The sequence below is a fragment of the Acinetobacter sp. AOR34_HL genome, assembly GCF_027854795.1.
Taxonomy (GTDB): domain Bacteria; phylum Pseudomonadota; class Gammaproteobacteria; order Pseudomonadales; family Moraxellaceae; genus Acinetobacter; species Acinetobacter junii.
In genome coordinates this window covers 50968-64980 of record NZ_JAKTID010000077.1, presented here as the reverse complement: position 1 = coordinate 64980, position 14013 = coordinate 50968, and the positions used below count along the sequence as shown (strand labels likewise).

At 37.8% G+C, this 14013-nt stretch carries 10 protein-coding genes and 1 pseudogene; 3 read left to right on the top strand and 8 right to left on the bottom strand.

All coding sequences use genetic code 11. The annotated features are described in order from the left end of the window. Positions 1-90 precede the first annotated feature (90 nt). The 5 genes from purH to MKL32_RS12630 all read right to left on the bottom strand — a co-directional run bounded on the left by purH (position 91) and on the right by MKL32_RS12630 (position 4736). The gene (purH, locus tag MKL32_RS12650) at positions 91-1665 is read right to left on the bottom strand and encodes a bifunctional phosphoribosylaminoimidazolecarboxamide formyltransferase/IMP cyclohydrolase (RefSeq protein ID WP_005402339.1); all 1575 of its coding nucleotides are present in this window, start codon (positions 1663-1665) and stop codon (positions 91-93) included. Positions 1666-1748: 83 nt separating this feature from the next. Beyond that, positions 1749-2018: a DNA-binding transcriptional regulator Fis gene (gene fis, locus MKL32_RS12645; RefSeq protein WP_001086304.1), complete on the bottom strand. Its 270-nt coding sequence runs from the start codon at positions 2016-2018 to the stop codon at positions 1749-1751. Positions 2019-2393: 375 nt separating this feature from the next. After that, complete coding sequence (locus MKL32_RS12640; protein ID WP_204379143.1) at positions 2394-3257, bottom strand: DUF3426 domain-containing protein; 864 nt, start codon at positions 3255-3257, stop codon at positions 2394-2396. Between the two features lie 14 nt (positions 3258-3271). Next, positions 3272-4177 carry a 50S ribosomal protein L11 methyltransferase gene (prmA, locus tag MKL32_RS12635; protein ID WP_005402341.1) on the bottom strand — a complete coding sequence of 302 codons (906 nt, stop codon included), beginning with the start codon at positions 4175-4177 and terminating at the stop codon, positions 3272-3274. Between the two features lie 184 nt (positions 4178-4361). Beyond that, on the bottom strand, positions 4362-4736 hold the full coding sequence (locus tag MKL32_RS12630; RefSeq protein WP_004912249.1) for a hypothetical protein: 375 nt from the start codon (positions 4734-4736) through the stop codon (positions 4362-4364). A 251-nt stretch (positions 4737-4987) separates the two neighbouring features. Here MKL32_RS12630 and mnmG point away from each other — a divergent pair, with 251 nt between their 5' ends. Next, complete coding sequence (gene mnmG / locus MKL32_RS12625) at positions 4988-6868, top strand: tRNA uridine-5-carboxymethylaminomethyl(34) synthesis enzyme MnmG (RefSeq protein WP_099948890.1); 1881 nt, start codon at positions 4988-4990, stop codon at positions 6866-6868. 118 nt (positions 6869-6986) lie between these two features. Next, positions 6987-7319, top strand: coding sequence for a DMT family transporter (locus tag MKL32_RS12620; protein ID WP_204379145.1), 333 nt, complete (start codon positions 6987-6989; stop codon positions 7317-7319). Between the two features lie 65 nt (positions 7320-7384). Here MKL32_RS12620 and MKL32_RS12615 read toward each other — a convergent pair whose 3' ends face one another. The 3 genes and pseudogenes from MKL32_RS12615 to MKL32_RS12605 form a co-directional block, all read right to left on the bottom strand. Beyond that, entirely contained in the window at positions 7385-8008 is a 624-nt protein-coding gene (locus MKL32_RS12615; protein ID WP_136695094.1) for a sterol desaturase family protein, read from the bottom strand. An 81-nt stretch (positions 8009-8089) separates the two neighbouring features. Further along, a pseudogene (locus MKL32_RS12610) lies at positions 8090-9100 on the bottom strand (AraC family transcriptional regulator). Positions 9101-9299: 199 nt separating this feature from the next. Continuing rightward, positions 9300-11372: a TonB-dependent receptor plug domain-containing protein gene (locus tag MKL32_RS12605; protein ID WP_270900619.1), complete on the bottom strand. Its 2073-nt coding sequence runs from the start codon at positions 11370-11372 to the stop codon at positions 9300-9302. 271 nt (positions 11373-11643) lie between these two features. On the opposite strand from MKL32_RS12605, the gene MKL32_RS12600 reads away from it, so the two are divergent. Then, complete coding sequence (locus tag MKL32_RS12600; protein ID WP_270900618.1) at positions 11644-13848, top strand: TonB-dependent receptor; 2205 nt, start codon at positions 11644-11646, stop codon at positions 13846-13848. Positions 13849-14013: the final 165 nt, after the last annotated feature.

Here is a 14013-nt window from a genome sequence, read left to right as displayed (position 1 = left end):
TTTTTAAGTATCTCAAGTACATCCACTAAAAATAGAAAATTCCCCCTTGAGATGCAACTAAAACATCGCAAGAGGGATTTTTTAAATCTATTAGTGACGGAAGTGGCGCATACCAGTGAAGACCATTGCAATACCAGCTTCATCTGCTGCAGCAATCGTTTCTTCGTCGCGCATAGAACCGCCTGGTTGGATGATACATTTGATACCTGCTTTTGCAGCGTTATCAATACCATCACGGAATGGGAAGAATGCATCTGATGCCATAACTGCACCTTCGACCACTAAACCAGCATGTTCAGCTTTGATCGCAGCAATACGAGCAGAGTTCACGCGGCTCATTTGACCTGCACCTACACCAATGGTTTGACGGTTTTTGGCATAAACAATTGCGTTTGATTTCACATATTTTGCAACTTTCCAAGCAAAAATCATGTCATCAATTTCTTGTTCAGTTGGCGCTCGTTTAGTCACAACTTTAAGATCATCTTTAGTGATCATGCCTAAGTCTTGATCTTGAACTAACAAACCACCATTGACACGTTTATAATCAAGTTGCGGCGCACGTGCATCAATCGCTGGAAGCTCACCGCAAACCATGACACGGACATTTTTCTTCGCACCAGTGACTTCAAGTACACCTTCTGCGATGCTTGGAGCAATAATCACTTCAACAAACTGACGATCAACAATCGCTTGAGCAGTCTCTACATCTAATTCACGGTTAAATGCGATGATGCCACCGAATGCTGATTCTGGATCTGTAGCATATGCAAGATCATAAGCTGCCTTAATGCCATCTAAAGAAACAGCAACACCACATGGGTTTGCATGTTTAACGATGACACAAGCTGGTTTTGCAAATGATTTTACACATTCAAGTGCAGCATCAGTATCAGCGATGTTGTTATAAGAAAGTTCTTTACCTTGTAATTGCTTTGCAGTTGAAACTGATGCTTCTTTAGCATTTGCTTCAACATAGAACGCTGCATTTTGGTGTGGATTTTCACCATAACGTAAATCTTGTGCTTTATTTAACTGCGTATTGAACGTGCGAGGGAATAAATCTGCTTCACCCTCAGCTTTACCAACACGTGCTCCTAAATAAGATGCGATCATGCCATCATATTGAGCAGTATGTTCAAATGCTTTAACTGCTAAATCAAAACGAGTCTCGTAAGAAAGAGCTCCATTTGTCTTTAACTCTGCTATTACAGCATCATAGTCAGATGCATTCACAATGATACCAACTGAAGCATGGTTTTTCGCAGCGGCGCGAACCATAGTTGGACCGCCGATATCGATATTTTCAATCGCATCTGCAAGAGAGCAGTTTGGTTTTGCAACTGTAGCTGCAAATGGATAAAGGTTTACAATCACCAAATCAATCGGATCGATGTTGTGTTCTTGCATTACAGCTTCGTCCAGACCACGACGAGCTAAAATACCACCATGAATTTTAGGATGTAGTGTTTTTACACGACCATCCATCATTTCAGGGAAACCTGTATGCTCAGAAACTTCTACGACAGCGATGTTGTTGTCTTTCAGCAACTTATAAGTACCGCCAGTAGATAAGATCTCTACCCCTAGAGCAGCAAGGTTTTGAGCGAATTCAACGATTCCAGTTTTGTCGGAAACAGAGATTAAAGCACGTTTGATAGTCATGATTTTGGTCAACAGTTTGAAGTCTACAGATTAAAACAATTAAGCATAAAAAAATGCCCACGAGAACGTGAGCATTTTATCAATTATTCACTCATTAAACCGTGAGCTTTTAACTTTTTACGCAAAGTACCACGGTTAAGGCCTAAAATCTCGGCAGCACGAGTTTGATTGCCACGAGTATATTCTAAGACCACAGATAAAAGAGGTTTCTCCATTTCTGCTAAAACCATGTCATATACTTGAGATGGTTGCTCACCTTGCAACTGTGCAAAATAATGACGAACTGCGCGATCTACATGGATGCGAAGAGCGACATCAGATTGAGCCGTAAAAATAGGAGATTTGCTATTCATGCGTGTTAATCCGAAAAATCAAATATCACTTGGGTAAAGTGATATATAAATGTGGTCTAAATTACTGAGCCCTGTTTTAGATCCTAAAACAGTGACTCTAAAACAAAAGGACTATTAGCTTGCCACAAATCCTCGAATTGTGTAAAAAATAAGCGTAACAATAGTTAAATATTTGTTACAGCCTACTTTCAAAAACAAAAAAACCAACAATGCGCTTATAGGATTAAAGCACAGTTCGTTTAACGATTTTATTGTTTATAAATAACGAGGAGTAAGTAGGTCAAAGCATTCGTGGCGCGTATCATACCACTGTCTGCGAAAAAGTGAGCAAATTAACTGCACTTTTTTTTATTTTTTTGTCACTTTTTTATGCTTTTAAGGCTGTACAATTTCTAAACTATAGTTGTCGAAGCTATTTTTACTTTGTTCAACGGTAAATTCGAATTTAAATGGGCTGTTTGAAGGGATGCGTTGAATCGGTTTTAGACTGTCTACTAAATAGTCTTGGGGTTTGATTGTGATATCCGTAACGGTCTCACCTTTGTCTTTAAGGATGAGTCTAATCGAAGGAATCAAGACACTATCTTTATGATGATTGATCAGCACACCCGAAAACATTGTTTCGTTTTTACTGTAGCGTTTAACTTTAACTTTCTCAAAACTTAGATATTTATATTGTTCATCAAGTGTTTTGCAAGTCAAAACACCACATGCATAGTTAAAGATACGGTTTAAAGCAGGGCTTTCATGCATAAGCTTTGGGTTAAACCATAAGATTTGAAAAGCGAAAACCAAAATGAGGACAATATTACCGATTCCCCAAAGACTGTAATATAGCCAACCGTGTTGTTTCGATGTTGGTTCATGATCAACCAATAAAGCATCTTCGGATAAATTTAAATTTGGTAAAGCCGTGACTGGCTCAGTGTTAAAATAATTTAAATTGTTTAGATAGGTCAAAAGATCGATATTTGAGTTTTCAATTTTTTGATCGAAAATACTTAAAATTTGCATTTGCTTTTCAGCAAAGCTGCTATCAGGTTGGATAGAGGAAAATAGTGAACGACTGGTTTGTGTAGGAATCGTTTCGTTTGTCTCTGTATTTAAAAGATTGGTCAGTGCATTAAAGTTAATAACGCACTTGGGACAACAAACCATGCCCTGAGCAACACTGAGTTGTGAAGGGGTCACTTTATACACGGATGAGCATTTAGGGCAGCGGGTTTGTTTTTCACTCATGAGGAACAATATTCTCAAATTGTTGTTTTGCGTTTTCCTGAAATGCGACACCAGTTCTCTTCGCGCTTTTCGATCTCTAATATATCAAAAAACTCAGAGTAAACACTAGAAACATCAGCAACTTGCTCCTCGATTACACCAGCAAGTGCGAACTCTCCCTCATTTTTAATTAAAGTTGAGAATTCAGGCGCTAAAGCCATTAGAGGTGCAGCTAGAATATTTGCAACTAGTATGTCCGATTGTTGACCTTTAAACTCGTTATTGAATTCTTCTGGTAAGCCAACGTACAGACGCTCAAGTACACCATTCAACTCTGCATTTTGTTTTGTTGCTAGAACAGCCTGTGGATCAATGTCTGTGGCATATACTTTTTTAGCACCTAATAGAAGAGCAGCAACACCCAAGATGCCTGACCCACAGCCGTAATCAATCACGATTTTATCTTTTACATCAGTCTTACCTAGCCATTGTAAGCATAGGAATGTACTGGCATGGTTACCTGTACCGAATGCTAAGCCTGGATCCAGTTTAATGTTGGTTGCATCCGCTTCAGGTGGCTCTAACCATTCTGGTACGATCCAATATTTTTCACCAATTTGAATTGGTTCGTAATAATCCATCCATGCGCGTTCCCAAACTTGGTTTTCTAAATACTCATGGCGCATTGGAACATCAGGGAGTTGTGCTTTTAAAAATGCTTCTAAAGTATCAACATCAATTGGGTCATCTTCTTCTTGTTGATAAATGCCCGTTACAATGACTTTATTCCAAAGAGGGGTTTCACCTGGTAATGGCTCAAGCAGTGCTTGATCTTCGGCATCATCTAGCGTAACGCTGACAGCACCCAAAGAAAGGAGCAAAGTTTCAGTTAGTTCAACTTGTTCTTGATTGACAGTAATATGAATTTGTAGCCAGTTCACAGGAAAACCTAAGTTAATGTATTTTGGTTATTGTAATAGATTCAGACCATGCAGAGGGATTATAAAATAGACTGATTACAATTTTAAGATGTTTTTTCAAACATAATTCTTTTGATATAGCCTGAACAAAAAATAAGGATGCTGAACAGCATCCTTATATAACTATATATAGGTGTCCAATTTCTTATGGAGCGGTTTGTTCAATTTGTGGAGCTGATTGTTCCATTGGAGGAGGTGTCATTTCCATAGGCTGAACAGGCGCACTCACTGGTCGAGGTTCTGATTGTGTTTCTGAAATCTTAGTTTGAGTTTCAGGCATTGCATTATTTGCAGGCATTGGAGGTTGGAATGCTAATTTACCAGCTTCATTTGGCTCACATGTACCATTAAAGACAACACCTTTGTAGGCAAATGAAATCATATCACCTTGTTTTTTGCCCTTACATACTTGTTGATACTTTTGAGTTTGTGCATCAACTGTGGTTTTTGCATTGGTTTGTGCTGTTACAGCAAAACACAGGCTACAAATAAGCGTCGAAAATAAAAGCTTAGTGTTCATATCATTTTCCTAAAGTATTTGTTATGCACTAATAATGATAAGAATTTTTTGAATCGGAACAGTGGATATCAGGTTAATAGTTATAAGTCCATGTGTTAACAATGCATGAAAAGTGCAACATTAAGTTTTGTTTTGTATATATTTAAATCAAGCTAAGCAGATGGGGATTACAAGAATATTGACGGATTTTGTCAACTTAATAGAAAACTTCTGTATAATACTCTGTCATTTTTTAAATACACATTACCACTATGCACTATCCTAAAGTTTACGACGTTATCGTAATTGGTGGCGGTCACGCTGGTACGGAAGCTGCTCTTGCGGCGGCTCGTATGGGAAGACAAACATTATTGTTGACGCATAATATTGAGACTTTGGGGCAGATGAGCTGTAACCCAGCGATTGGTGGTATTGGTAAATCGCACTTAGTTCGTGAGATAGATGCGCTTGGCGGTGCAATGGCGCTTGCTGCTGATAAGGGCGGTATTCAATTCCGTATTTTAAACTCGCGCAAAGGTGCTGCTGTGCGTGCGACGCGTGCTCAAGCAGATCGTGTTCGTTATAAAGCTGCCATTCGTCATACTTTAGAAAACCAAGCGAACTTGGATATTTTCCAACAAGCTGCTGATGATTTAATTGTTGAAGGCGATACCGTAAAAGGTGTTGTGACCCAAATGGGTATTCGTTTTGATACCAAAACCGTTGTACTCACCACGGGTACTTTCTTAGGTGGTGTCATTCATATCGGGTTGCAAAATTCGAGTGGTGGTCGTGCAGGTGATCCTCCTTCGATTGCTTTGGCGCATCGTTTACGTGAGTTAAAACTTCCGGTAGGTCGTTTAAAAACGGGTACACCGCCGCGTATTGACGCGCGTACTGTTGATTTCTCTGTGATGACACCACAACCGGGTGATTTCCCATCTCCAGTGATGTCATTTATGGGTGATGTATCGATGCACCCTGAACAAGTGAACTGCTACATCACTCATACCAGTGAAAAAACCCATGAGATTATTCGTGGTGGTTTAGATCGTTCACCTATGTATACAGGTGTGATTGAAGGGGTAGGTCCTCGTTACTGTCCTTCGATTGAAGATAAAATTCATCGTTTTGCTGATAAAGATTCGCATCAGGTATTTCTAGAGCCTGAAGGTTTAGATACGCATGAGCTTTATCCAAATGGTATCTCAACCTCATTGCCATTTGACGTTCAGTTCAATCTTGTACGTTCGATTCGCGGTATGGAAAATGCTCATATCTTGCGTCCAGGTTATGCAATTGAATATGACTATTTCAACCCGCAAGCATTGAAATTTACTCTTGAAACTAAAGCAATTCAAAACTTGTATTTTGCTGGTCAGATTAATGGTACCACTGGTTATGAAGAAGCAGGTGCTCAAGGTTTACTTGCTGGTTTGAATGCAGCACGTCGTGCTTGGGAACAAGAAGAGTGGACACCAAAACGTGATCAAGCATATATGGGCGTACTGGTAGATGACCTGATTACATTAGGGACTAAAGAACCATATCGTATGTTTACCTCACGTGCAGAATATCGTTTGATGCTTCGTGAAGATAATGCAGATCAACGTTTAACTCCAATTGGTCGTGAACTCGGTTTAGTTGATGACGAACGTTGGGCTGCATATAGCGAAAAAATGGAAGCTGTTGAGCGCGAGACATCACGTTTACAACACTTATGGGCAGCACCGAATAACCCGATGGGTAAAAAGTTTGTTGAAATGACTGGTGCGGACCTAAGTAAAGAGTGCAGCGCGATTGATTTATTGAAACGTCCAAATATTAATTTTGGTCAAATTGCTGAACTTACAGGCTCAGAGGTTTCTGAACAGGTCGGTGAGCAAATTGAAATTGCTGTGAAATATGAAGGTTATATCAACCGTCAACATGATGATGTTGCACAGATGAAACGCCTTGAAGAAACGAAGATTCCTGCTGACTTTGAATATGATGGTGTTTCAGGTTTATCTCGCGAGATCACTCAAAAGCTCAAAACAGTTCGCCCTGAAACTTTAGCGCAAGCAAGCCGTATTCCAGGTGTGACTCCTGCAGCAGTTCAGTTGGTGATGATTACGATTCGTAAAAATAATATGGCGAAGAAATCTGCTTAAATATTATTAATAGATTCTTGATCTTAGAACTAGAAAACACCCTTTTTATTAAAGGGTGTTTTTTTATGATTGAATTAATAGATGTGAAATGTTTGTTTGGATAGAGCAGGTGTGGTAAATGAAAAGTTGGATATTTTTATTTGTAGCTATCACAGCAGAAGTGATTGCGACATCTGCACTGAAAAGTAGCGAAGGGTTTACAAAGCCATTTGCTTCGATCATTGTGATTTTAGGTTACATCATTGCATTTTATTGCTTATCTTTGACCCTGAAAACAATTCCAGTTGGTATTGCTTATGCGATATGGTCTGGGGTAGGAATTGTATTGATCACGATCTTTGCTTGGTTTTTCTATGATCAAAAATTGGATCTATGGGGAATTATCGGCATAGCATTAATTATGTGTGGTGTGTTGATTCTAAACCTTTTATCAAAATCTAGTCCGCATTGATTTATTTCCGAATAATAATTAAAACCGAACGAAGCGTTCGGTTTTAATTTAATGTTTAATCATTTTTATAAAGTAACTTCGATACCTAGACGCAGATTTTTCCTATCAAATTGAGTATTTGCATCAATTTCCGCATAAGCTTTTGGCAATAAACGACGAGCTAATTTATTGACCCTGTTTTCCATCCATTTAGGCATACTGATTGCCAAAGGGTTGGTTTCTGTTTCAGAAGCATCAGTCATCACTCGTGTACCCATAATGTAATCAAACCAAGGTTTAGTCACACACCAATTCGCATTTTGATTACTGGTCATATGATGATCATAATGCCAAGGGATACGTTTCTTTGCATACTCAGGATCGAGATGGGATTTGGCGTGGACTTTCCAATAATTCCAAATCCCATAATACAAACCTGCCGTAAAAAATGGAGCAACAGGTAGAAAAACCGTTGCAGCGGCTGTTAAACCAAGCAATGCCGTTTTCTCATTATAGATTTCAGCATTTTTAAACATCGATTCAGCGTAACCTTCATCATGAAAAGCATTTAAACGTGCACGTTTATGGTGAGCAATATGTGTGAAAAAAGGGCTATTTCTGTTTTTACTTGGAAACTCATGAAGCCAAACTTTGTGAAAATACCATTCCATCCCATTTGCTACAAAAACACCGACAGGAAAACCGATCATGTTAGATTACCTCTAAAAGCAATGATCGAAGTGTATAAATATTAAATATTTTGACTGCACTGACACTATTTTTATGCCTGATCAATCAAATCCATTTCTCTTATGTTGTCGATATGCGGTCGGGATTTCCTTAGTCCAGCGTTTAAATGCTCTCGAAAAAGCAGAAGGTTCAGAAAAACCTGTTAGGTAGACAATTTGATCAATCGACTCATCGGTTTGGGAAAGTAGGCGTCGTGCTAATCTTTCGCGATATAGAGCAATCACTTTTTCATAGGTGGTATTCAGTAATTGTAAATCTGCTCTTAAACTACGTGTGCTTTTGTTGAGATGCTCCAGCCACAACATTCTGATCAAATTTTCCTGATTCTAATAAACCATTAGCAAGAATTTTCTCAATTTCTCCAATCAGTTGATGCTTAATCAAGAGATCAAGTTGAGATTCTGCATGATGTTCATGCATTTTTAATAGTTCGGGTTCATGTGCAGGCGAAGGATAATTAAGAATTTTAGATTCAAATAAAATAGCACCATGTCTTTGACCAAGCAGAACATTGCAATTCCAAACTTTTTCATATTCTTCTTGATCAGCAGCATTTTCATATGGAAGCAAAACTTGAAATGGGATGAATGCATCATTCGTAATGTATTTGAAAAAATTAAGTAAAATACCAATCGCACATTCTAGACAATGTCGTACAGGATGCTCTAATCCATATAATCCAACAGTATTCTGATCAACTACTTCTAACTGAAAAGACATCGCATTGGTGAGAAGAGCTTGGTATCGTAGTGTTCGTTTTAGTCCTTCGCCAAATGTGGGACTACTAAGAAAAAGATATTCTATAACTTGACCACGAAATGGAGGTACATTTCCTCCGACATGAAGTCCGATATCTGAATCTGCACTAATTTTCTCAGCAGCATCCCAGAAACGTCTTTGTGTAGAATTATCTCTTCTCACTGACTTGTCAGGAGGTTGATCAGGTAAATGAACACTTGCAAAAATGTTTGCGGCATCTAAATCCATTTTTTGCATGGTTAGATACACCATACATAAAAAATGCCAGCATCGCTTGCTTTATTTGTGATCATGTTTGAAGGTTAAATGAACTTTTAAAACAATATACTATGTTCTTTTATCATAGAAATGAAATGTTTGTTAGAAGCTTCTTACAGGCTTCTATTAAATAAACTTTATATCTCATTAAAAATTTTTCTCTGTCATACAATCAAAGAAATAGCCATCAACTGGAATAAAAAAGCCAGTTGTAATAACTGGCTTTCTTGAATATTAAAACTTCTTTTCAAGACTAAATTGAAGAGAAGGGATTGATTCATTAATTCGTGCTTGAAATAAGCGCCCATCGTATTGATTGGTTAATCTTTCTTTATAATTTGTTCCTAAAATATTGTTAGCATTTACACTAGCAGACCAACCATTTTTGAATCGTTTAGTTGCACTGAGGTCTAAACTGATACGAGCATTTGTAGTTCGATCATAAGGTTGATTATTTAAAGCACGAGTATATTCAGGGGTATAACTGATATTTGCACTTGTAGAAAGTTGCCAAGGTTTAAAACTATATGAAACACCAGTGCTTGCATTGTATGGCGCAATGTCACTGACCAGTCGCTCAGATTTTTGCTCATCCTGAATTTTTGCACGGACAGTTGAGATCTGACCATTTAGCATGAATGAATGTCCAGCATTAGTTTGTTTTAATGCATAGCGGCCACTTAGTTCAACTCCATACGTTGTTGCCTTATTTTGGTTTTGAGGGCGTTCAACATAGCGTTCGCCTTCGAGCATAATCACTTTTTCGATATAATCTTTAATTTCTCTATGGTAAGCGGTTAGGCTCATACCACCGCTCGCAGAATCATAAGCAAGCGTGGACTCAGCGGCACGAATCTTTTCAGGTTTTAAATTTGGATTCCCACCACGGTCAGGATTATTTAAGCTACCTGCATCACTGTCAGTGGAAATGGTCACATTAGAAATTAGGCGGTCTGCATTCGGATTCCGAAATGCTTGGCTGATATTGGTTTGTAGTGACCATTGATCAGTTAAATCATACCGATATGCAAAAACAGGACTCAGGTGCTGGTCTTGATAATCGACTAAACCCGAACGTTTTAACCATTCTTGGCGAGCGCCTAAAGTAAACGTGTGTCGATCAATAAAGCGCCAACTTCCTTCGCCATAAACGGCATATCGCTGTTCATCTAGACTTTTACTAATATTGCTATCTAATTGATTATTTCGTGCATCAAACCCAAATTTAATTTGACGATCTTGATCTAACTTTCTTGTTCCATCGTATGCAAGACCATACTCATCAATGGTTTCATCTGTGTATGTCTTCGTTTCAGGTGTAAGGGTAAGTTGGCTTTCCGTTTGATATTCTACCGAGAGTCGTAACTTATCACTTAGATCTTGATCTTTACGTTCGTAACGAGTGTTGAGTTTGATACTGTCATTTTTATCATCTTGAATTTGATTTCCTGAAGTGCCTTCCATCTTGATATTGCGATAAAATAATTCAGCGATTAATTTTTGTTGATCATCAAGTTCGTATTGTAAGCGTGGAGCAAACATTTGCATGTTGCGATTTACGGTACGTGACTGTTCTCGCGTTCCGATTAAATTTTCAGTTTTAGTCACAGACGTATTGTCAAACCACATTTGGTTAGCTGAAAGGCTGTATGACCATTGGTTTTCACGACCATCTGCTTGAACATTAATTTGTTTACGTTCAGCTTCTTGTTGCTCACTTTCTCTCAAGCCATAGCCGATTTTTACTGATCCATTTATACGTGTATCCAATGGTTCTTTTAGAATGATATTAATGACAGCTGAGGATGCAACAGAACCCTGAGCAACACTCGGTTGTTTAGTTACTTCGATTCTTTCAATCATTTCAGGGCTAATGGTATCTATGACAGACATCCCACCACGTGGGCCACTTTGAATAGGTTCACCATTTACGAGAAAAGTTGGTGCACCTCCACCACGAAAACGCATGCCTGAAGCACCACCTCCACCAAGAGGTCCTTGTCCAAATACTGGAATTTGAAATCCTGCGGCACGGCGTAAAGCATCCATGACTGTTTGATCACCGTATTGAAGCATTTCTTCTCGTGTAATAATTGTTTTTGCAACTGCGCTGATATCTTGGTCTTTTTGTTTTTGAGTCTCAGATGTGGCTTTGAAAGAAAGCGTTGGCAGGACTTGAGTAGGTAACTCTGCGACTGCTGACGAATTTGTATTAGTTAGTGTATCAGTCGCAAATAGTGAGCTACTTATACTCAGTAGAGTAGAGCCGAGCACACTTAATTTTCCATAATTATGCGAGATTTGCATTGAAAATGCCCCAAAAGAAAGATCAAATTTTTATGGGCGTAGATTAATGTAAAATCATGAAGAAAAATCGAATTTATGCATGAACAGAATTAGAAATGGAAAAAATAATCTTTAATTTTGAGAATCATATTGTTATGAATAAGTAGTGTGTTTAATAAATAGACGTTAGTGTCGTATTGTTGCGAAATATGATGAAAATGAGAATTGCTTTTATTAAAATTGTATCGTTTTAATATTTTATGTTTCTCCTATTTTTGTCTTTCGGAACGTTATGATTTATCCATCTTTGAAATCAAATTCTAAGCCTGTATTTAGGCTTAGTATGCTTAGTTTAATGCTTATACAAGTTCAATATGCAGTTGCAAATCAAGATAATCTGCAAACAGCAGTTATGCCGACTATTAAAATTGAGGCAATGAGTGAGTTAGATCCAATCAAAAGTTATATTGATTATGATCAAGCAAATGTGACACGTAATGGTCTCAAGAAAAAAGATATTCCTCAGACTATCGACACAATCGATGTACAAAAATATAAGATTTATGGGGCAAATGATTTAAGCGTTATGCTTCAAGGAACCCCAGGTGTATCAACAAATTACGATACTCGTGGTGATGGAATTTCGCTTCGTGGGTTCAAAGCGGACGAGGGTGATATCTATCGTGATGGCGTCCGAGAAAGTGGTCAACTACGCCGTAGCACTGCAAATGTTGAGCGAATTGAAATATTAAAAGGTCCTGCTTCAGTACTTTATGGACGTGGTGCGGGTGGTGGTGTCATCAACATGGTGACTAAGTTTGCCAACTTTGATTCTAAAAGCTCAATAGGTATGTATGCTGGCTCATACGAAAATATTGGTGCAACTTTAGATCTTAATCAAATCATCAATGATAACTGGGCTATACGCTTAACTGGTGAAAAAGCTGATTCCAATAGTTTTCGTAAGGTGATTGGTTCGCAGATCGAAATGCTTTCTCCAAGCATAAGCTATCGCAGTGACGATGAAAAAATACTTTGGACTACCCAATACACCTACGATAAATTGGAACGTACTCCAGATCGTGGTTCATCGTATCAAAATCTTCCAAACAACGTTTCTATCAAAAATGCATTTGCTCGTAGTACTGATTTTATTGATGATGAATTGCAAACTGTGCGAACTGATTTGAAATATGAGTTTGCACCAAATTGGAATTTTCATTGGGCTGCAAGTTATCGTCAAGCTTATCAAAATTTTGATAATTTCTTTGGCGGAACATATTGTGAAAATGATTTAACCCTAGAGGCTAAGCCAAAAATTTGTGATTGGAATGGTTATTTGCGTCAAAGTTACGCATGGCAAGAAACCATGAATAAAACCGTCATGAATACATTCGAAATCACTGGGAAATTTGATACAGGGATATTTGAACACAATTTTATGATTGGAGCTGATTGGTCACACGAAAATCGTGATCCTAAGTTAGGTAACTATTCAAGTGGTCAATTTGCTGGAAAATATTATGGTTATATGAACCCATACCATCCAAATGATCATTATGAATCTTTTGATTTAGCGGATGGTCGTCCGCCAATGACATCTTATAGCCAACATAAATCTGAAAATAAGGCTATTTTTATTCAAGATTTAATCAGTTTGCTGCCTAGTTTAAAGATGATGTTGGGTGCTCGATATGATCACTTCGAATTCAAAACGCAAAATATGCTAACTGACAAAAAGCAATCTTATGATGGCGAGAGTTTTAGTCCAAATATAGGATTTGTATGGCAACCAAATGAGAGTCACAGTTTCTATACATCATATAGCAAGAGTTTTGCTCCATATGGTGGGCGAGGGATGATTAGTATTGATCCGACTTTAAATCCAAGCGTTTATGATGCTGAGCCTCAATACAACGAACAATATGAAATAGGAATTAAGAGTGATTGGTTGGATAACCGTTTAAACACTCAGATTTCTGTTTATGATATTCGAAAAAATAACATTCGTTATCAACCTGATGCACAAAATAATCCTGATGAATGGGTAGTCGGTGGTCAACATCGATCGAAAGGACTTGAATTTAGCTTTATCGGTAAAGCTTTAGAAAATGTTTTTGTTCGTGGTGGATATGGTTATACAGATGCAACGGTTACCCGTGATGATGTAACGCCTCAAAATATTGGCAAACCACTCAACAATACACCTATGCATACAGGAAATTTGTTTATTCGATATTTGCCGACAGATCAAATCTATACTGAGCTAGGTGCTACATATGTGGGTGATGCAAAAGTTTATCCAAATGGTAATCTCAATAGTACATCCACTGATTTAAAAGGTTTTACAAGACTTGATGCTGCGATTGGTTATAGTGCAAATCCTTGGAATATTACGCTTGCCGTGAATAATTTAACCAACAAAGAATATTGGCGTTCGGACTCTATGCCTGGAACACCACGTAACTTCTTAGTAAGAGTTAACTATCAGTTCTAAAAGCGATTTTTAGCAATATCAAATAGTACCTTTAAGCGATAAAGGTACTATTTAAGCTTAATTTATTACTGATTTAATAAATATTAATTAATCAATTGGTAAAATATTAAAATTATCTAATTGAATTTATGCAAAAGTTGTTGATTAAAATACTTTATTATTCTA

Bases quoted from the DNA above. Each gene is read 5' to 3' on its own strand.
- MKL32_RS12630 (WP_004912249.1), bottom strand. From the start codon at position 4,736: ATGAACACTAAGCTTTTATTTTCGACGCTTATTTGTAGCCTGTGTTTT.
- fis (WP_001086304.1), bottom strand. From the start codon at position 2,018: ATGAATAGCAAATCTCCTATTTTTACGGCTCAATCTGATGTCGCTCTT.
- MKL32_RS12640 (WP_204379143.1), bottom strand. From the start codon at position 3,257: ATGAGTGAAAAACAAACCCGCTGCCCTAAATGCTCATCCGTGTATAAA.
- MKL32_RS12620 (WP_204379145.1), top strand. From the start codon at position 6,987: ATGAAAAGTTGGATATTTTTATTTGTAGCTATCACAGCAGAAGTGATT.
- mnmG (WP_099948890.1), top strand. From the start codon at position 4,988: ATGCACTATCCTAAAGTTTACGACGTTATCGTAATTGGTGGCGGTCAC.
- MKL32_RS12615 (WP_136695094.1), bottom strand. From the start codon at position 8,008: ATGATCGGTTTTCCTGTCGGTGTTTTTGTAGCAAATGGGATGGAATGG.
- MKL32_RS12605 (WP_270900619.1), bottom strand. From the start codon at position 11,372: ATGCAAATCTCGCATAATTATGGAAAATTAAGTGTGCTCGGCTCTACT.
- MKL32_RS12600 (WP_270900618.1), top strand. From the start codon at position 11,644: ATGATTTATCCATCTTTGAAATCAAATTCTAAGCCTGTATTTAGGCTT.
- purH (WP_005402339.1), bottom strand. From the start codon at position 1,665: ATGACTATCAAACGTGCTTTAATCTCTGTTTCCGACAAAACTGGAATC.